The 17,419-nt window shown below is 66.1% G+C and carries 21 protein-coding genes; 12 read left to right on the top strand and 9 right to left on the bottom strand.

Annotated features, from left to right (window positions below; genetic code table 11):
• The first annotated feature begins 122 nt into the window (after positions 1-122).
• From ABTZ43_RS05430 to ABTZ43_RS05405, 6 genes are all read left to right on the top strand, one after another.
• Positions 123-806 carry a phosphatase PAP2 family protein gene (locus ABTZ43_RS05430; protein ID WP_350538092.1) on the top strand — a complete coding sequence of 228 codons (684 nt, stop codon included), beginning with the start codon at positions 123-125 and terminating at the stop codon, positions 804-806.
• The gene (locus ABTZ43_RS05425) at positions 803-1,402 is read left to right on the top strand and encodes a VanZ family protein (RefSeq protein WP_350538091.1); all 600 of its coding nucleotides are present in this window, start codon (positions 803-805) and stop codon (positions 1,400-1,402) included. Before ABTZ43_RS05430 ends, ABTZ43_RS05425 begins: the two co-directional genes overlap by 4 nt.
• Before the next feature lie 172 nt (positions 1,403-1,574).
• Positions 1,575-1,967, top strand: a complete 393-nt coding sequence (locus tag ABTZ43_RS05420; RefSeq protein ID WP_350538090.1) for a hypothetical protein — start codon at positions 1,575-1,577, stop codon at positions 1,965-1,967.
• Complete coding sequence (locus ABTZ43_RS05415; RefSeq protein WP_314095089.1) at positions 1,960-2,253, top strand: transcriptional regulator; 294 nt, start codon at positions 1,960-1,962, stop codon at positions 2,251-2,253. Before ABTZ43_RS05420 ends, ABTZ43_RS05415 begins: the two co-directional genes overlap by 8 nt.
• 107 nt (positions 2,254-2,360) lie before the next feature.
• Positions 2,361-3,245 carry an aminoglycoside phosphotransferase family protein gene (locus ABTZ43_RS05410; RefSeq protein WP_350538089.1) on the top strand — a complete coding sequence of 295 codons (885 nt, stop codon included), beginning with the start codon at positions 2,361-2,363 and terminating at the stop codon, positions 3,243-3,245.
• A gap of 157 nt (positions 3,246-3,402) precedes the next feature.
• A complete protein-coding gene (locus ABTZ43_RS05405) occupies positions 3,403-3,948 on the top strand; it encodes a hypothetical protein (RefSeq protein ID WP_350538088.1) in 546 nt (181 codons plus the stop codon).
• 65 nt (positions 3,949-4,013) lie between these two features.
• On the opposite strand, the gene ABTZ43_RS05400 is transcribed toward ABTZ43_RS05405, so the two are convergent.
• The 3 genes from ABTZ43_RS05400 to ABTZ43_RS05390 all read right to left on the bottom strand — a co-directional run bounded on the left by ABTZ43_RS05400 (position 4,014) and on the right by ABTZ43_RS05390 (position 6,428).
• Positions 4,014-4,628 carry a nucleotidyltransferase domain-containing protein gene (locus tag ABTZ43_RS05400; protein ID WP_350538087.1) on the bottom strand — a complete coding sequence of 205 codons (615 nt, stop codon included), beginning with the start codon at positions 4,626-4,628 and terminating at the stop codon, positions 4,014-4,016.
• Between the two features lie 176 nt (positions 4,629-4,804).
• Entirely contained in the window at positions 4,805-5,344 is a 540-nt protein-coding gene (locus tag ABTZ43_RS05395; RefSeq protein WP_350538086.1) for a hypothetical protein, read from the bottom strand.
• 532 nt (positions 5,345-5,876) lie between these two features.
• Complete coding sequence (locus ABTZ43_RS05390; protein ID WP_350538085.1) at positions 5,877-6,428, bottom strand: hypothetical protein; 552 nt, start codon at positions 6,426-6,428, stop codon at positions 5,877-5,879.
• 238 nt (positions 6,429-6,666) lie between these two features.
• Here ABTZ43_RS05390 and ABTZ43_RS05385 point away from each other — a divergent pair, with 238 nt between their 5' ends.
• On the top strand, positions 6,667-7,191 hold the full coding sequence (locus ABTZ43_RS05385; RefSeq protein WP_350538084.1) for a GNAT family N-acetyltransferase: 525 nt from the start codon (positions 6,667-6,669) through the stop codon (positions 7,189-7,191).
• 266 nt (positions 7,192-7,457) lie between these two features.
• Here ABTZ43_RS05385 and ABTZ43_RS05380 read toward each other — a convergent pair whose 3' ends face one another.
• Positions 7,458-7,913, bottom strand: coding sequence for a DUF805 domain-containing protein (locus tag ABTZ43_RS05380; RefSeq protein ID WP_350538083.1), 456 nt, complete (start codon positions 7,911-7,913; stop codon positions 7,458-7,460).
• A 144-nt stretch (positions 7,914-8,057) separates the two neighbouring features.
• On the opposite strand from ABTZ43_RS05380, the gene ABTZ43_RS05375 reads away from it, so the two are divergent.
• Positions 8,058-8,258, top strand: a complete 201-nt coding sequence (locus ABTZ43_RS05375) for a hypothetical protein (protein ID WP_314095081.1) — start codon at positions 8,058-8,060, stop codon at positions 8,256-8,258.
• A gap of 196 nt (positions 8,259-8,454) precedes the next feature.
• Here ABTZ43_RS05375 and ABTZ43_RS05370 read toward each other — a convergent pair whose 3' ends face one another.
• The 4 genes from ABTZ43_RS05370 to ABTZ43_RS05355 form a co-directional block, all read right to left on the bottom strand.
• On the bottom strand, positions 8,455-9,039 hold the full coding sequence (locus ABTZ43_RS05370) for a DUF6036 family nucleotidyltransferase (RefSeq protein WP_056418257.1): 585 nt from the start codon (positions 9,037-9,039) through the stop codon (positions 8,455-8,457).
• Positions 9,039-9,647: a helix-turn-helix domain-containing protein gene (locus ABTZ43_RS05365; protein WP_350538082.1), complete on the bottom strand. Its 609-nt coding sequence runs from the start codon at positions 9,645-9,647 to the stop codon at positions 9,039-9,041. Before ABTZ43_RS05365 ends, ABTZ43_RS05370 begins: the two co-directional genes overlap by 1 nt.
• An 84-nt stretch (positions 9,648-9,731) precedes the next feature.
• Positions 9,732-10,028, bottom strand: a complete 297-nt coding sequence (locus ABTZ43_RS05360) for an antitoxin VbhA family protein (RefSeq protein WP_350538081.1) — start codon at positions 10,026-10,028, stop codon at positions 9,732-9,734.
• Between the two features lie 35 nt (positions 10,029-10,063).
• Entirely contained in the window at positions 10,064-10,255 is a 192-nt protein-coding gene (locus ABTZ43_RS05355) for a hypothetical protein (RefSeq protein WP_045254613.1), read from the bottom strand.
• 324 nt (positions 10,256-10,579) lie between these two features.
• Here ABTZ43_RS05355 and ABTZ43_RS05350 point away from each other — a divergent pair, with 324 nt between their 5' ends.
• Together ABTZ43_RS05350 and holA are read left to right on the top strand one after the other, a co-directional pair.
• A complete protein-coding gene (locus ABTZ43_RS05350; protein ID WP_350538080.1) occupies positions 10,580-12,826 on the top strand; it encodes a ComEC/Rec2 family competence protein in 2,247 nt (748 codons plus the stop codon).
• 38 nt (positions 12,827-12,864) lie between these two features.
• A complete protein-coding gene (gene holA / locus ABTZ43_RS05345) occupies positions 12,865-13,902 on the top strand; it encodes a DNA polymerase III subunit delta (RefSeq protein WP_045254611.1) in 1,038 nt (345 codons plus the stop codon).
• A 133-nt stretch (positions 13,903-14,035) separates the two neighbouring features.
• On the opposite strand, the gene rpsT is transcribed toward holA, so the two are convergent.
• Positions 14,036-14,296 (bottom strand): 30S ribosomal protein S20, encoded by a 261-nt coding sequence (gene rpsT, locus ABTZ43_RS05340; RefSeq protein WP_314095073.1) that lies wholly within the window; start codon positions 14,294-14,296, stop codon positions 14,036-14,038.
• A 273-nt stretch (positions 14,297-14,569) separates the two neighbouring features.
• On the opposite strand from rpsT, the gene ABTZ43_RS05335 reads away from it, so the two are divergent.
• Entirely contained in the window at positions 14,570-15,841 is a 1,272-nt protein-coding gene (locus tag ABTZ43_RS05335) for an MFS transporter (RefSeq protein WP_502885331.1), read from the top strand.
• Between the two features lie 214 nt (positions 15,842-16,055).
• On the top strand, positions 16,056-17,366 hold the full coding sequence (locus tag ABTZ43_RS05330; protein WP_350538078.1) for an MFS transporter: 1,311 nt from the start codon (positions 16,056-16,058) through the stop codon (positions 17,364-17,366).
• Positions 17,367-17,419 lie beyond the last annotated feature (53 nt).

Here is a 17,419-nt window from a genome sequence, read left to right as displayed (position 1 = left end):
GCCGAGCGGGTGCTCTTCCAGGGCATGCAACGTGTCTCGCCGCTGATCTCCACCTCGGGGCTGATGCGTGTACATCGCAGGACTGACGCCCGGACGCTGAGCTCACGAATATGGTCGAGATCATGCCTTCTCGCACTCTGCGCGCCCGCAGGCTCGCTCCGCTCATCGCCGTCACCATGGCGGCCACAGCACTGATCCTGGCTCCGGCCCCGGGCAGCCTCAGCGTCGTGGGGACGAAATGGCTGAGCTCTCTCGGGCTGTCCGTCCCGCACGTGGACCTTGTCTCCGAGGTCACGCTCGTGCTTCTCGCGTTGGCTGCGGCCTCGGTGATCGGCTGGGTCTGGTGGAAGCATCCGTCGCAGCGTCCGCGTGCCGTGGTCGCATCGATCGGGGTCGTGCTGGCGTACGTGACGAGCGAAGCCCTGAAGGCATTGTTCGCACAGGCGCGTCCGTGTTCTCGCTGGGTGACAGCGGCGGAGTGCCCGCCGGCGGGGGACTGGTCGCTGCCCTCCAACCACGTCACCCTCGCCTTCGGCGCGGTGGCGGTGGTCGCGGTGCTGCTCGCCAGATCGGCGCTCACGTGGGCGATGATCGGCGTCGCGGTGCTCGTTGCGATCGGCCGCGTCGTGGAAGGCGTGCACTACGTCCACGACGTCGCGATCGGCGCACTTCTCGGCATGGCTCTTCCGCTCCTGCTCACGCTCGTGTTCGACGCCTCTCGACGGCGCCGAAACGGAAGCCCGCGCAGGCGCGACGTCGGATCAGACCGTGGAACGAACACTGCACTCACCGGGAGCAGTGAATGACATTCATCGAAGTCCCCATGCTCCCGATCGTGATCCCGTTCGGAGTCGTGGTCTTCCTCGTGCTGATCTGGGTGCTCCGCTCCCGCGGGCGCGTCACTCTCGCCCGGTCGAGCGTCGCCGCCGTCCTCGCGGTCTACGCGGGCGGAGTGCTCGCCAACACGGTTTTCCCGATCTTCCTCCGCGTCGGGACGGGGTTCTACGATGGGCCGCGTCCGCTGCCGTTGTACCTGGTGCCGTTCGTCGACTACGGGTTCGAGGATGCTCTGATCAACATCGCGGTGTTCGTCCCGCTCGGTGTGCTCGTGCCGCTGCTCGCGGTGCGGCCGAGCTGGTGGAAGGTCGTGGCGATCGTCGCCGGTTCGAGCCTGGCCATCGAGCTGACGCAGATGGCCACGGCACGGCTCGCGCTGGGTGGACACCTCGCGGACATCAACGACTGGATGACCAACATCCTGGGCGGGATGATCGGCTACGGTCTGTTCGTCCTCGTGACGCGCTCGAAGGCGATCGCCGGATTCGTCGAGCAGTTCCGGTGGCCCGCGCGCGAGCGACCCATCAGCCCCGAACCCGAAGCGGCGGCCGCAGTCCAGGCTTGATCTTCGCTGCCGTACTGGTACGTCACGGCCATCGTGACAGCCCCTCGAGACCCTATACGTAGGGTGCTGTGCGGTTCGATTTACCCAGTTTCCTCTATGGAAACTGGCTGGTACTGTTTCCATCATGGAAACCGGTAGTGGTCGACCCCCAGGGCGCGATGACGCGCACGCAATGCTCGAAGACGCACGCCGCGCCGAGGAGGAGACGCGGAACCCGCCATTGCCGTGGTGGTTCTTCATCACGCAAGCAGTGCTTCTGGCCGCGATCAGCAGTGCGCAGATGCTCGCCCTGGGGCCATCGAGAGTGGTCACCATCCTCGGACTTGTGGCTGTGGTGGGTGTCGGTATGCGGATGGTCTTCACCAGGCCGGGGTATGGGGTCGTCTGGCCTGATGGTCAGGCGGTCTTTCCCTACATGATCGCGATGATGATCCTGGTCGGTGTTCCGGCCGTGCTCGCGGTGAGTCTCGAGATCCCGTGGCTGTGGATCATCGCGGGAGTGCTGGCAGGGGTGGCGACTCTTGAGATGGGGCGTCGGTACCGCAAGGCATTCGGTCGTGGCTGAGGCGAAGTTCGATCCCCTGATCCATGCCCCGCATCGGCTGAGAATCTGCGCGATCGCACACGCCACGACGCATGTCGAATTCCGTGAGCTTCAGGAGCGACTGGGCATATCGAAGTCCGCCCTCAGCAAGCACATCGCCCAGCTCGTCGGTTACGGCTACCTGCGGGAGGAACACCGGACAAGAGGAGGGCACTCACGCCTGCGCCTGTCACTCACAGAGCCCGGACGTCGCGCATATCGAGGACATACAGCCGCATTGAAAGAGATCATCGAGGCGGCCGAGTGACCGGAGGATGCCTCAACTTCGTGCTTCCGGCGGACGACTTCGGTGCCGTTTCCGGGGATCGTCGACGACTGCCGCAAGCTCGCCGGTCGTCTGAGTAGGCTGGCGCGATGGCTGCCGCTTCCGAAGAGATCACTTCTCTGTTGGTTCGCTCCCTTGTTGCGGAGCAGTTCCCTAAGTGGTCAGAGTTGCCGATCCGCCCCGTGGAGGTTCAGGGGTGGGACAACCGCACCTTTCGGCTTGGCGACCGAATGACTGTCCGCCTGCCCAGCGCTGACGGCTATGTCGCCGGCCTCGTCCGGGAGGAGCGCACCCTCGCGATCCTCGACTCCAGTCTTCGTGTCCCCATCCCTCGCGTCGTGGCGACCGGAGCTCCCTCGGCGAAGTTCAGCAGACCGTGGTCCGTTCGCGAGTGGATTGAGGGGCACACTCTAGGAGCGGTCGAATCACGCGAGCGAGAGACAGCCATCAGTGCTTTAGGTGACGCTCTGAGGGAGGTGCAGGCCTGCGACACTGCCGGAGGCCCATGGGCAGGGAGGGCATCTGCCTACCGTGGCTGTCACATCAGCGCGGTTGCCGAGGATGTTCAGGGCTTGCTACCACTCCTGGACAGACGTCACGCTGAGGGATGTCGGGCACTCTGGGATGCGGCCGTAAGCACAGTGTGGACCAGGCCGCCGGTGTGGGTGCATGGCGATGTCGCTCCAGGCAACATGTTGTTCGATCCCGGCGGCCGATTGGCGGCGCTTATCGACTTCGGGCAGACGTGCGTCGGTGATCCCGCCTGTGACCTGGCTTTCGCATGGTTGAGTTGCAGCCCTCCCGAGCGCGATCGACTGCGGGACCGGCTGGAGCTACCTGGGGATGCCTGGTTGCGAGGCGCTGCGTGGGCGCTGTGGAAGGCCCTCGTCAGTTCGCCCGAAGAGCTGATCACCAAATACGGACGCTCACGCGACGCCGTGCTGAGCGACGTGGCCGACCTGACAACGGGGTAAGACCAGCGCTCTCTTCCCGTGCCTGCCGTAAATGATCGTGTTCTGGCAAGGAGGCAAGGTGTGCCTGGGATCGTCGCTGGCGTGAGCCAGAGCAGCGTTCCGATACCCAGTGCGGTGGAAGCTGGCACGGATGGATGGCATCGGGCACGTTGGAGGGATGGATACTCGCGAAATCCCGCCTGCTCTCATCATCGTCGCTGGGCCGCAGGCCTCTGGGAAGAGCACCCTGGCGACCGCTCGCAGCGTTGAGCTACGAGACCAGGGGGAGCGAGTGGCGCTTGTCGAGCTCGATCAGATCGCGGCCATGGCTCTCCCGACGCTCCCGAGCTGGGAGGCAGCTCACCACATCTTCGAGGCAACGATCGGGCTCTGGGCCCGAACCGATCTCACGTGCGTCGTCGCGGAAGGATCCGGTTCAGACGACGAGGTCTCGCGGCTACGCACCCAAGCTCCGCCGGGAGCTGTGATCGTGACGGTGGCGACGACCGTTGCTCTCGAGACTGCGATCGCTCGGGCTCAGTCGGATCCGACGAGAGGAATCTCGAAGGATCAGAGCTTCCTCAGCCGGATCTACCGGGACTGGACCGCTGAGCTGACTCGAATCAGCCCCGACATAGTGATCGACACAGACCGATGCACCGTTGAGGAAAGCGTCGAACGCATCGGCGTGACATTAGGAGCGGCGAGACTCAGGCACGACTGACTCGCGCCCAACCCTGTCGCAGACGATCATGATCGACAGGCATGTGTAGTCAGGGCTGTTCAGGGTCATCGGGTCAACTCGTCGATCCATGGGTGTCCCGGATGTGCGGTTTCCAGTGCGCTTCGAAGCCATGCCGAGGCTTCACCACTCATGGATGAACGAGCGGTATCGAAGTCCAGTTGATCCTGCGGCCGAAGGCCCGGAGCCTTGTGGAGTAGCTGGATCTCCGGGCGCAGGTAGTCGACGCCCTCCTTTGTCCAGAGGATCTTTTCGAAGGGGCGGGTGATACTCGGGTGTCGCCTGTAGATCCAATCGGTGGGAGTGGTGTCCATCAGAATGACGTCGTACTCCCAGGGGCTGGCACCGTCGGGTCTGAGCCACAGATTGCTGCAGGTGTTCGGAATCGGCCGTGCCGGGGCGGCGAGAGAGAGCAGGTCGCCGTGGTTCGCCGCCCATACGTCCAGGCGGCCGCGGAGATGACTGCGCAGCATGTGCGCATCGGAGCGAGGGACGCTCGGGTCGATGTCGCCGTGAGTCCGCGAGACGCCCGTGAACGCTTCGATGGCCCACCCGCCGGCGATCCACCATCGGCCCGGGTAGCCACGGAAGAGTTCCACGACATCGTCGACCGTTCGTGGGCGCCACGGCCCGTAGAGTCGCACGATCTCGTTGTGGTCCACAGGGTCATGCTACGAATCATCAGCTCGCACGTCGGACATGGCCTGCGCGACGCCCGCCAGAAACGATCGATTACGGAGCGGAAGGTCTCGTGGCGTGCTACGGCGCCGCAAACGCGGCCACCCATCCGCTTCCAGTTTCGGAGCAGGCCCTCGATATCGGTACCGGCTGTCAATGACTAGTCGCGCAAGGCGATGATGGCGTCAGCTACGGGCACATGGCGTTGGTGCTGATCTTCGGTCCAATACCCGAGGAGGTGTAGCGTCGCGGTCCGGAATAGCAACGCTCTAAGCAACAGTTGGCGCCAGTGCTCGATGCCGAAATCGCGGCCCAGCTTCCGTAGGGGATATCCATGCCAACAAACGGCGTCGACCACGGCGATCGCAGCGCCGAGACCGGGAGGACGCCAATACGGGGCCCAGTCGATGACGACGGGAGGGCGTCCGTCGGCGAACATCACGTTGCCTAAGAGGTCTCCGTGGATCACCTGCTCGGGTGCTGCGATCGACCGGCACTCGCTCCCGATTCGCGCAAGGAGACTATCGTTCGGCGACGCCACCTCACCCCAAGCCATCCGGTCAGCTCGACTCCACGGATCCGAGGACGCCTCGATAAAGGACGGGCGAGGTTCCACAGTGATGGCCTCTTGAAACGCCAGCCCCGCCCGCACGATGTCATCGATCCGCGTTTCGTCTGATTCGCCGGGTACCCACTCCATAGCGTGCCACCCGCCTCGCACCCAACTGCCCTCCTCGTCCATGAGTGGTCGAGGGACACTGAACTCGCTCGATTTCGGCAGCTTAGCCAGTACTCCCGACTTCCAGGCCGTCTCAACCGCATCCCCTGTCGGCCTCAGAACCACGTGACCGGCGCGCCAGGTCAGGCCGCGCCCACCGGGCAGCAAGACCGGCGCTCCCACGCCGCCGAATGCGCTGACTATCTGTGGGTACGGGGGACTCGACCGATCCTTTTCCACCATCCCCTCAGTATGGATCTCTGAACGCCTGCCACGCACTCGTCATAACCGTCGAATGGCAAAGGGGTTCGGCTGGGCTGATCCCGCAGGGGCGCACATAGCCCGTGCCCTGGCGGTGCGGCGAGTGTCGCTTTCGCTGCTGTGGTCCCGGAGCGCGAGATTGTGCTCGATATTCCCGACCTTCGATCGCGGCAGATGGGCTATCTATGTTCCGTCCTCGTGCATATAGGCTTCCAAACCAGCCCTCTGCGAGACGCGGGTATCGAGGCCCACATCACCTAATCGAAACCTCTCTGCGGTTCTTGTGAGTCACCCAACTGACCACCGCGGCGCACACAGCTCCGAGGGCGATCCCCAGGTAAGTATTTGTGGGAGCGAAAATGGGGCTGAGGTACGACGGGATAGCCGACCCGACGGAGCCTATGGCAAGAATCGCGCTGAATATCCCTCCGACGACACCACCTCGCGACAAGTAGACGACTGCTGCTATTAGGTACACGAACGCAGCGATACATGCCCATGCCCAGATCGAGATGGGTATGAACCACCCTCCGAACAGGGGCCACGACCAGCTGATGAGCCAGATCAGCGACCCCGAAAACGCTAACCACCGACCAGCTCGCGAGGTGGAGGGGGACACGAGGAGCGTGCCGATGGCAAGAAGCAAGAACCCAAGAAGCTGACTGGTGAAGCCAACGAGGATGCTTCCTGGACCCGGCTGAATGAAGAGCGTGGCGACGAGGATCACGCCACCAGCCACCATCCCGACTCCTCCGACGACGGTTGCCCGCGGAGTGAAAATGCTGGTTGATGAGGAAAATGTCATAGTTGAACGTTAGCCCTCGCCGTGTAGACAGGACCTCCGAAGAGGCAAGGGGGAGAGTAGCTGTTGTGGGTGGAGTAAGAGATATCGAACTCGGAGAACTTCGGTCCGTCGATGGCCGGTGCGAAGGCCCCAGGGGGTCGTCGTGTAGCTGCGACCGCCGCGGTTGACGAAGACGAATGGCGTGGAGTATCGCCTATCGAGACGCCTGCGATGGCCGCAGGTAGGCGAGAATCAGACCATGCAACATGAAGCGGTGGATCCGTCCCACGCGACCACGGCCTTCGACATGATGCTTGTCGATCCGACGTCTTCACTCGGGCGCGCGGTCATTAGACGCTTCTTCGTAGAAGTCGTCGGACGCTATTGGGGTCGGGAAGCGAGCGACGCTGAGGTCGAGCAGGCGATGCTCGATGAGCCCAGCGATGATCTCAGAGGAGATACCGGCTTTCTTGTCATCGTCCGAGATGGAGAGCGGGTCGTCGGGTGCGGGGGTGCGAAGGTCGTCGAGCCGGGGATCGCTGAATTGACACGGGTGTTTGTCGATGATTCTGTTCGTGGACTCGGCGCGGGCAAGGCGTTGGTGAGGGAGATCGAAACCCTGAGCGCGCGTCGCGGCGTGCATACCCTCCGGTTGACAGTTCGGGATGATCTCGCCGAGGCGCACCGGCTGTATCGCAGGCTCGGCTACACGCCCGTTCGTCCGTTCTCGACGTCGCCCTACGCCGACAATCAACTCGCGAAGGTGCTACTCGAAGCCCGGTAGAGGGCTGCCGAGGACACGTGCTGGACAAGAGCCGCTGAGCCCCGTGCTCGGCGGCTCTTGCCGTGGGCGACATGGGTCAGGATGTAGTCCGGATGGACGCGGATCCAGTCCATCTCTCTGTCTCACTTCTGGATGTCAGCCACGGTGTCTCTGTTCAGGTGCGCGGGTGGTTGTGGGCTTCGCGGTCTCACTCACGGGTCGCGTGATGTGGCGTTCTTGCCGTGTGCGGCACTGCGCCGTGTGGCCGCTCCTTCGCAGAGTCTGGACTACTCGTCGAAGCGGGAACCGGCGGGGCGAGCGCTCAGCAGGGTGAAGACGAGGAGCACGATGGCGCCGATAAGCGGGACCAGCACGATGAAGAACCACGCGCCGCTGCGATCAATGTCATGGAGCCGCCGCCAGGTCAGGGCGAGTGCGGGGATGAGGATTCCCGTTGCGTAGATCAGAAATACAACGCCGACCGGGCTCGCCAATGCGAAGGCGCCGCCGGAGGCGAACGGTGAGAATACGTCGATGGGGCGAGACGTCCACTGTGGGTCGGTCAGTGACCCGACGAGATTGAAGGCCAGGGCCACGAGCACGTTCGCCAACACCCACCACCAGTACTCGCTCCGGCTGGCCCGTCCGCTGAAAGTCGCGTACTTGCGGAAGAAGCGTGAGACGGCTTGTGGGAACGAGGCTCCGTAGAGAGGCTCGCTGAGGGCGATCTGTGTCGTCGTCATACCAGGAACCTATCGGTGGTCGAGGACCGCTGCGGGAGCGCGTGGTCGTGCGGCTGCTCCTGCGGCGACCCACCGTCAACGCCTGTATGCTCGGCGGCATCCGGATGATGCTGGAGTTCAGATTGCCGACGAGTGGAGCAGACCATGACGAATCCTGATGCACTCGCGAACGGCGAGGCGCCCCTGCCCGAGAACCTGGGCGAGGACCGGCACGAATCTGGTCCGGCGAACGTCGCCACACCGGCCGAATCGGATGCACGTGCGCGCATCCTCGAGCACCTTGAGGCGCGCGAGGGTGAGGGCGACGGCGAATTGCTGTACGTCGGCGACACCCCCGCACGGTAACGGCGGCGCGGACTCCGGTGGGGGGCGACCGTGCGTGTCGACCCTTTGTCCGCGGCATCCGTCCCCGACGAATCAGTGCACAACGGCACTCCGGGCATCGGCACCCGCCGCTCGCGACGCGGCCGTGATTGACACGACCCCGCGCTCGCGCGCGGCCGAGCGACGAATCGACAGAACGTCGTCGCCCACCGTGACGTCAGAGGTCGATTGGTCCGGGCGAGGGAACCACTGTCGGCAATCCGCCGTCGAGGATTCGCTCGACCATGCCGATAGCGCGGTCGGTGAGGCCGTCACCGGGATAGAAGTCCTCGTAGTGCTCCTCGACCTCCGCCAGCGTGGTGAGGCTGCACAGGGCGAGCAGTTGGCGGATGTCGTCCACGTCGCGCCCCGGGCGATTGGCGCGGAGCTTCATGGCGAGGAGCGCCTCCTTCGAGGCGACTTGGACGACAACGCTGTCGCGGTCGTAGATCGTCTCCCACTCGACGGGTCGCCGCCCGAACGTGGGCACCGAGTCTGCGTTCTCCACCGCGAAGTTGAACCAGCCGGCGCTCCAGCCTCGTCGATCCGCCACACGCTCGGCTGCGGCGAGGACGGCGTCATCGCTTCCGGGGTGAATGTGAAGAGAATCGAGGTCTCCAGTGGCGCGCCGGTCGAAGTACCTAAGGACGAGCGCGGCACCGCCGACGAGGCGTATGCCCGCGACTTCACCGGCCGTGTGGAGCTCACCGACGAGGTCACGGAGGCCGGAGATGATGTCGTCGCGATCGAGCGAGTCGCCCATCAGACGCTCGCCAGAGTGTCTCGCCAGACAAGGACGCCACGCTCGAGGAACTCGGCGGGGACATCCTCGGGTGCCGGGATCGGGTCCGCAGGATCGACGTCCAGGGTTCGAGGCGCCCGGAGCTGCCTGTTCGGAGCGTCAACCCATGCGGGAGAGGGGAGTCCCTCCTCGCTGAGGCGAAGATCCACGAGTGCTGCAAGGGCCGCATCCCACGCGCGGTCACCAGTCGGCTCCGGCTCGGCGAGGCCGAGGACCCCGCGTACAAGGCCGTGTTCGGAGTTGAGGTTGTCACTCAACTGGATGAGCTCGCGAAGAGCACTGTACTTGTCGCCCGCACGCAGGTACCTACGGATCGCTGCGGCGATGGTCGCCGCGTCGTCCCGCCGCGTAGGCGCGGAATACAGTCGGTGGCCGGTGCCGCTGAGAAAGCGCTCGATGGTGCTGAACTCGGCCTCGCGACCGCTTTCGCATCGCGAGACTCGGCCCTGGTCGACGTTGGTCCGTTGGGCGAGATCCTTCTGTGTGAGGCCGCGGCTCTTTCGGGCGGCGCGCAAGAGAACTGATGCGTTCGTCATGTCGCCTCCTCTCAGAAATGTTTTCAGAGCCATATTCTATCGGGTTTTGAGGCCGAGCGGGACCGACGCAGTGGCGCGGCATCCTGAGGGGTCTGGCGATCCGAGGGACGCCCAGGCTTATGGCCCCGCGCTTGCGCGTCGCGTCGCCTGCTCGATCAGCTCCTCGATCGCCACTTCTCCCTCGATGTAGGACTGGACTCGCTCCAGGACGGCAGAATCCGGCTCCAGCCCCTCAAGGGCCCAGCTCGCCACGGTGTCTGCGGCGAGATCCTGCCGCCGGATGAACTCGAGTGTCTCTTCGGTCGTGAAGGTCTTGCGTCCACGCTCCGCGAGAGCCTCGATCCGAAGCTCCTCCATGCTTCCTCGGATCTCCTGGAGACGTGCGAGACGCGCGTGCTCTTCTGGGTCCGTCACGGTGTCTCCGTTCAGGTGCTCAGGTCGTCGCACTATCAGGAGTCGATGGCGCCGACGTCGCGCAAGCCGGCGAAGCGCTCGACGCCTCTGCCGCCCATGCCGCGGTTGACTGCGAACTTCGGCGGAAACTGCTGCAGGAGAAGATCTTCCTCGGCGAAGTACTGCGTGGTCATCATGGCGAAGATGCGCGTGGTGTCGAGGGCGCGGAAACTATCGATCGACAGCACCGATGTCTCCACGCTGCCGGCGAGAAGTCGGTCAAACTGCTTCTGACCGGTCCAGTGCTGGCGGATGCGCTTGGCGTTTTTCGGTTGGCTCCGAACGCACCTCGAGTGACGCCGTCCTCTGTCTCTGCACACGCCGCCGGTGTCGTCTTGTTCTCCACGCCCGTCGTGACCGTGCTCCACGGCACTGGAACGCGGCCAATACGGTGTCCTGATGCGAGGATCCGTGAAGAGCGCGAGCAACGTAGGGATGATCGCTGTGATCCGTGACGGGGCGCTCGTGTGAGGCGGGATCTGCGCCTGCTGCCGATCGCAGGAGCGGTGTGGGTGGTTGCGCTGGTGTGCGTGTTCGTGCCTGCGGCGGCGATGTGGTGCGCGCTCGTGGGGGTGGGCGGAGCGGTCGTCGTGTGCGGGGTCGTGTTGCGGCGTGCCGATCGCGCGGCATCGCGTGTGGCTCTCGTTCTGGTCGTGCTGGCCGGTATGGGCGCTGTCTCGATCGCTGCGCTGTCGGCGCTGCCTGCTCGCGAGGGCGCGGCGTCGTGGGATGGTCGCGTGGTCGAGGCCACGGCGGAGGTCACCTCTTCGGCGTCGGTGGGTCGTGACGGGCGGTTGTGGATGGAGGTGCAGCTCACGGGCATCGGGTCGCCGGGGCGGATCGAGGGCATGTCGGCTCCGGTGCGGATCGGTATCGACCCGGCCGACGGCTTCGATCTCGGCGCGACGGTGCGAGTGAAGGGCGAGGCGGTAGCGACGGATGCGGGGGAGAGGTTGGCTCTCGTGGTGTTCGCGAGCACGGCGGTTGTCGAGGTCCCGGCATCGGGGGTGTTCGCGGTCGCGGCCGAGGTGCGCAGCGCGTTCATCGAGCGGTCGCTGCGGATGCCCGAACCCGGCGCGGGTCTGCTCCCCGGTCTCGCTGTCGGCGATACCCGTGCGGTGTCGACCGACCTCAACGACGACATGCGCACGAGCGGGCTCAGCCACCTCACCGCGGTGTCGGGGGCGAACTGCGCGATCGTGGTCGGTGCGGCGTTCTGGTTCTCGGCGCTGTGCGGAGCCGGACGCAGGACCCGTGTGCTCGTCGCCGCCGTGGTGCTTTCCGGTTTTGTCATCCTCGTGACCCCCGAGCCGAGCGTGATCCGCGCCGCGGTGATGGCGGGGGTGGCGATGCTGTCCGTGCTGTTCGGGCGGCCGAGTGCGGGCGCCGGACTCCTTGCGCTCAGTGCTGTCGCGATCCTGGTGGTCGATCCCTGGCTGGCGTCGACCCCGGGGTTCGCGCTGTCCGTCGCCGCATCGGGCGCACTTATCCTGCTCTCTCCGTCGCTGACGCGTGGACTCGCGCGATGGATGCCGCAGCCGCTGGCCCTCGCCATCGCGGTGCCGACAGCGGCGCAGCTGGTGTGCGGTCCGATCATCGCGCTGTTCGCGGAGCAACAGTCGCTCATCGGTCTGGTGGCCAACCTGCTCGCCGCTCCTGGCGCTCCTCTCGCGACGATCATCGGGCTGCTCGCCTGCCTCACGGTTCCCGTACCCGCGCTGGCCGACGTACTCGCAGCATCCGCCTGGCTTCCCGCCGCATGGATCGCTCAGACCGCGACGATCACTGCCGACCTTCCCCTCGCCCAAGTGGCCGTGGTGCCCGGCATCATGAGCGCTGTCATCGTCGCGGCGCTGAGCTCCGCGGTGGGCATCATGCTCGCCGGTGGGTTCCGCCGCCTGCCGTTCGTCCGCGTCGTCGCAGGCGGGGTGCTCGCCTGCACGCTTGCGCTGGGCGCGGCGAGCGTCGTGCTGGACGGACCCCTCGCCCGCATGACCGCGCCCGATGACTGGGCGATCGCGGCGTGCGATGTGGGCCAGGGAGATGCGCTGCTCGTGCGTTCCTCGGGACGTGTCCTCGTGATCGACACGGGCCCCGAACCCGAGCCGCTGGCCTCGTGTCTGCGCGGTCTGGGCATCGACCGCGTCGATCTCCTGGTGCTCACGCACTTCGACCTCGACCATGTCGGTGGGGTCGAAGCGGTGCAGGGCAGGGTCTCTGTGGTGCTGCACGGTCCGCCGGACACCCGCGGTGACGAGCGGATCCTCGAGCGCCTCGCCGACGGGGGAGCGACGGTGACGTCGGCCGCCGCGGGTGCGCGCGGTTCGCTCGGCGACGCATCGTGGAGCGTGCTGTGGCCCCCGCGTCGTTCGATGGCTGTCTCTGCCGGCAATGATGCGAGCGTGGTGATCGAGGTCGACGGCGGCGGAGTGCCCCGGTCGCTGTTCCTCGGGGATCTCTCGGCGGAGGCCCAGCGGATGCTGCTGCGCGCCGCACACCTGCGGGGACCCTACCCGGTGGTCAAGGTGGCCCATCACGGCAGCGCCGATCAGGACTTCTCGCTGTACGAGGGGCTTCACCCGACGGTCGCACTCTTCAGCGTGGGCGTCGACAACGACTACGGTCACCCTCGGGCCGAGACCCTCGACGCGCTCGAGATGGACGGCGCACGCGTTCTGCGGACCGATGAGCAGGGCCGGCTCCTCATCGGCGAACTCGAGGGCCAGCTGCAGGTGTGGACGCAGAAGCAGCCGCCCTGACCGAGGGCGACGTCGGAGACCCCCGGTAGTCTGGGAGCATGGCTGCCTCTCGTCCTCCCGCCCGCGGCGGCGCCAAGGCGACCAAGATCGCTCAGGTCTCGTGGCGCGATCCGCGACCGGCCCCCGTCGTGCTGGTCTTCGGTCCCGAAGAGGTGTGCGCCGAGCGGGCGATCGCTGGGGTGCGCGACTATCTCCGCACCGAAGACCCCGCACTCGAAGTGAGCGATGTTCGGGCCGACGACTACGCGCCGGGCACGCTGCTGTCGCTCACCTCGCCGTCTCTGTTCGGCGAGCCTCGTCTGGTGCGTGTCTCCGGTGTGGAGAAGTGCTCCGATGCCTTCCTCCAGGAGGCCGTGTCGTATCTCGAACACCCCCAGGAGGGGGCCACGGTCATCCTCCGCCACACCGGCGCCAGCGTCAGGGGCAAGAAGCTGCTCGATGCGCTCCGCGCGGGCACCGGAGAGGGCATCGAGATCCCGTGCCCGGCGATCAAGCGCGACGGAGATCGTGTCGACTTCGCAGCGGGGGAGTTCGCGGCGGCGAAGAAGCGCATCGCGCCCCCTGCTCTGCGCGCTCTCGTCTCGGCTTTCGCCGATGATCTCACCGAGCTCGCCGCGGCGTGTCAGCAGCTGATCGGTGATGTCGAGGGCGACATCACCGAAGAGGTCGTGACCAAGTACTACGGCGGACGCGTCGAGGTGTCGGCGTTCGTCGTCGCCGACACCGCCATCGCGGGACGCTACGGCGAGGCTCTCGTCGCTCTCCGTCACGCACTCGCATCCGGCGCCGATCCGGTGCCGATGGTCGCCGCCTTCGCCATGAAGCTGCGCACCATGGCCCGTGTCGCCGGCAACCGTGAGCCCAGCCGCCAGCTCGCGCAGCGGCTGGGAATGAAGGACTGGCAGGTGGATCGCGCGCGGCGCGATCTCGCCGGATGGAATGAGCGCTCTCTCGGCATGGCGATCCAGGCGACGGCCCGTGCCGACGCCGAGGTCAAGGGTGCCGCGCGTGACCCGATCTTCGCGCTCGAGCGGATGCTCACGGTCATCGCCACCCGCCAGCCGTTCGGGGAGTGAGTCGCACCTCTATCGGCCCTCGCGCTGAGCAGAGCCGAGCCGTCTCGATCCGTGCGTCCTGCCGAGCACGCGAAAGAGCCCGCCCCGCGAACGGGACGGGCTCTTGTCACACCCTCAAGCGAGGTGGATCTGCTCAGAGAGCGGAAACCTGCTTGGCGATGGAGGACTTGCGGTTCGCAGCCTGGTTCTGGTGGATGACACCCTTGCTGACGGCCTTGTCGAGCTTGCGGGAGGCAGCCTTCAGGGCAGCCTCGGCTGCAGCCTTGTCGCCGGAGACGACAGCGGCGCGCGCTGCGCGGATGTGCGTCTTCAGCTCGCTCTTCACGGCCTTGTTGCGCTCGTGAGCCTTGTCGTTGGTCTTGTTGCGCTTGATCTGCGACTTGATGTTTGCCACGTGTGGACGCTTTCTGTACGGAGTTGTTAGGAGATGCCGGCAGAAGAAGAGGGCTTCCACACGGCGGTCGTGAGGGAAGAACCCACACGCAAGCCAAGAACCAACTCTACCAGCAATCGGGCGCATCGCCCGACACCGCCTGCGGGAGGATCTGCCGGTGTCGATCCGGAACGTCCCATCGCGCGCGGCCGGGGTCTGGGTGCATGATCATCATGACCGGACACTTTGATCCCGACCCCTGCCGAGGAACCTCATGCGCCCTCCCCACCGTCACTGCGGACATCGATGAGCGCGGCGCGCGGCATCGGGGCGCGGTGGATGACCGTGTTCACCCTGGCGTGGCTGGCGATCTGGACGGTGCAGCTGACACCGGTGCAGCTTCTGCTCCCGCTGCAGCTCAACACCTCTGATGAGGACTGGATCCCAGGAGTCATCTCCTCGGGCTTCGTGCTCGGCATCGGCGGGCTGGCGGGGATCGTGGCGGGCCCCGTCGCGGGCACGCTCTCGGACCGCACCCGCCGCGGACGCCATCGTCGACGCCCGTGGGCGCTGGGCGGGGTGCTGTGCACCTCCGCGTTCCTGATCGTCACGGGGTTCAGCGAGGGGGCCTGGGCCGTCGGTGGCGCCTGGGTCGGCGTCTCCATCGGTGTGGCCGTGTCGTCCGCCGCGTTCACCGCGTTGATCGCCGATCAGCTGCCCTCGACGCAGCGCGGCGCGGCATCCGCTGCCGTCGGATCGAGTCAGGCGGTCGGGATCGTGCTCGGCGTCGGCCTCGTCGTGCTGCTGGGCCTCGGCATCCGCGAGGGGTATCTGCTGCTCGCCGTCGTGATCGCCGTGGTCGGTTCGGCGGCGGCGCTGCTCCTGCCCGACCCGCCGGCCCCCGCCGAACCGGCCTCCGTGCGACCCACCGCCGAACGGGCCGCCGCCGAGCCCGTGGCTGCCCGGGGCGACCGGCGGCTGCTCGCCTCGCTGCGGGATCGGGACTTCGCCTGGATGCTGGCCGGCCGGCTCGTGACGAACATCGGCAACGCGCTCGGCACCGCCCTGTTCCTCTTCTTCCTCCTGCATGGGCTGCATCAGGAGACGACCGTCGCCCAGGACAACCTTCTGCTCCTGATCGTCGTCTACACGCTGTTCGTCGTGCTCGCGGCGGTGGGTACCGGCATCCTGTCGGACCGCACCGGCGACCGACGCACCCTGACCGTCGCGGCCACGCTCGTGCAGGCGGCCTCAGGTGTGGTGATCGCCGTGGTGCCGACATTCGAGGCGACGATGGTGGCCGCCGCTCTCATGGGGCTCGGCTACGGCGCGTTCTCGACCGTCGGACTCGCGTTCGCCGCTGATCTGCTCCCGGACGAGAAGGACCATGCGCGCGATCTCGGGATCGTCTCCGTGACGGCTGCGCTCGGACAGCTCATCGGCCCGGTACTGGGGGCGGGGCTCGTCGCACTGGTCGGCGGCTTCTGGCTCGTATTCGTCGCCGCCGCCGTGCTGTCGCTCGTGGGTGGTGCACTCACCGCTCTGGCCCGGCAGACCCGGCGCTGAGCGAATCTTCGCCGAGCGGTCATCCCTGCCCGTGCGAGTGATCGCGTCTCGACCACGGAGATGGTTGCAGTAGAGCACCGGTATTCCGGGACCGATTCGCCCACTTTCCTCTCAGTCCGTGTACCTTCGGCAGTGTCCTCATTTGAATACATACGCATTGTGAAGTGATTACAGCCAGCTGTCTGTGGATCACGGAGCGACGAAGGTGAACCCCGTGTCGGATGAGAACCACGATGCCGCGAAGACGCCACCCGGAGCGGACGGCACGCATGAGCGAGCACTGCGGCGCAGGCTGTGGGGATCTCGCCAGTATCGCGTGTGGTTCCTCGGGGACTCGTTGAATCAAGTCGGCACCTTCGTCGGCGCGTTCGCGTTCACACTTCTCGGTTATCAGGTCGCCGGCGATGTCTTGACAGCTGGCATCATCGGCTCAGCATCCGCCGCAGCACAGTGTCTGATGCTTCTGCCCGGTGGCGTGTTGATGGATCACAAAGACCGCAGAAGGCTGCTCGTGGTTGCGGCAGCCGTTGCAGCACTCTTATGGCTGCTCGTCGCCGGCCTCCTGTGGGCGGGCACCATGTCGGTCGCGTTGCTGCTCGCGCTCGCGATCGGAACGGGGGCTGTGGCGGGAGCCTTCGAGAACCTGACCGACGTGATTCTGCCGCAAATCGTCACGGGCGACCTCCTTCCCGAGGCGACGGCCGCCAACGAGGGACGCGACGCCGGGCTGCAGCTCGGTGCGTCACCGCTCTCAGGGCTGCTCTTCGGAGTGCACCCGTCTCTTCCGTTCATCGTGTCCGCCATCGCACGGGCAGGGCAGATGGCCGCGGCGCTGTCCTTGAGAGGCAGCTTCATCCCGGGCCGACAGGCTGGCCTCGCGAGGCCTTCGTGGACCGCGGGGATCCGGTGGTTGCTCCGCTGGCGACAGCCGCGCACACTCGTCCTCCTCATCGCAGGGGTGAACCTCTCGCTCGCGCTGAGCGGAATGACCATCATCCTGAGCCAACAGCAGCTCGGCACACCACCGTGGCAGATCGGGGTGATCCAGACCTTCCAGGGCGTCGGGGTCCTTCTCGGTGCGTTGCTTCTGATGGGGATGCTGCCGCGCCTCACCGGAGCACGCATCATCCGAATGTCCATCTACACGATAGGCATCGCGGTCGGGGCGGCGATGCTCACTCGGGATCCGTGGATGATCGCGATGCTCGGGCTCCTGGCATCGCTTCCCATCATCCCCCTCAACGCTGTGCAGGGGTCGTATCTCGCATTGCAGATCCCGGACGAGCTTCGTGGGCGCGTCCTGTCTGCGAGCACCCTCGTCACGGCTGTGCTCGTCGCTCCTGCTCCGCTCCTCGCGGGGGCTCTCCTCGACGCCCTCGGCTACGAGGTCGCCTTCGGCGTGGCTGCCGTTCTTCTGCTGTCGATCGGCACGGTCGCGCTGCTGTCCCGATCGGTGGGCGCAGTGCCGATGTCGAGCGAGTTCGACGAGTGCGAACCCTTGGGCGAGTCGGACTCCATCAGCTGAATCACCGCCGCCGCCACAGCCTTCGGCACCGGCGGCACTTGGTGTCTGCGGAC

This window comes from Microbacterium sp. NPDC097977 (assembly GCF_040302605.1).
Classification (GTDB): Bacteria; Actinomycetota; Actinomycetes; order Actinomycetales; family Microbacteriaceae; genus Microbacterium.
Note: the sequence above shows the minus strand (reverse complement) of the source record. Positions and strands in the feature narration are given on the sequence as shown.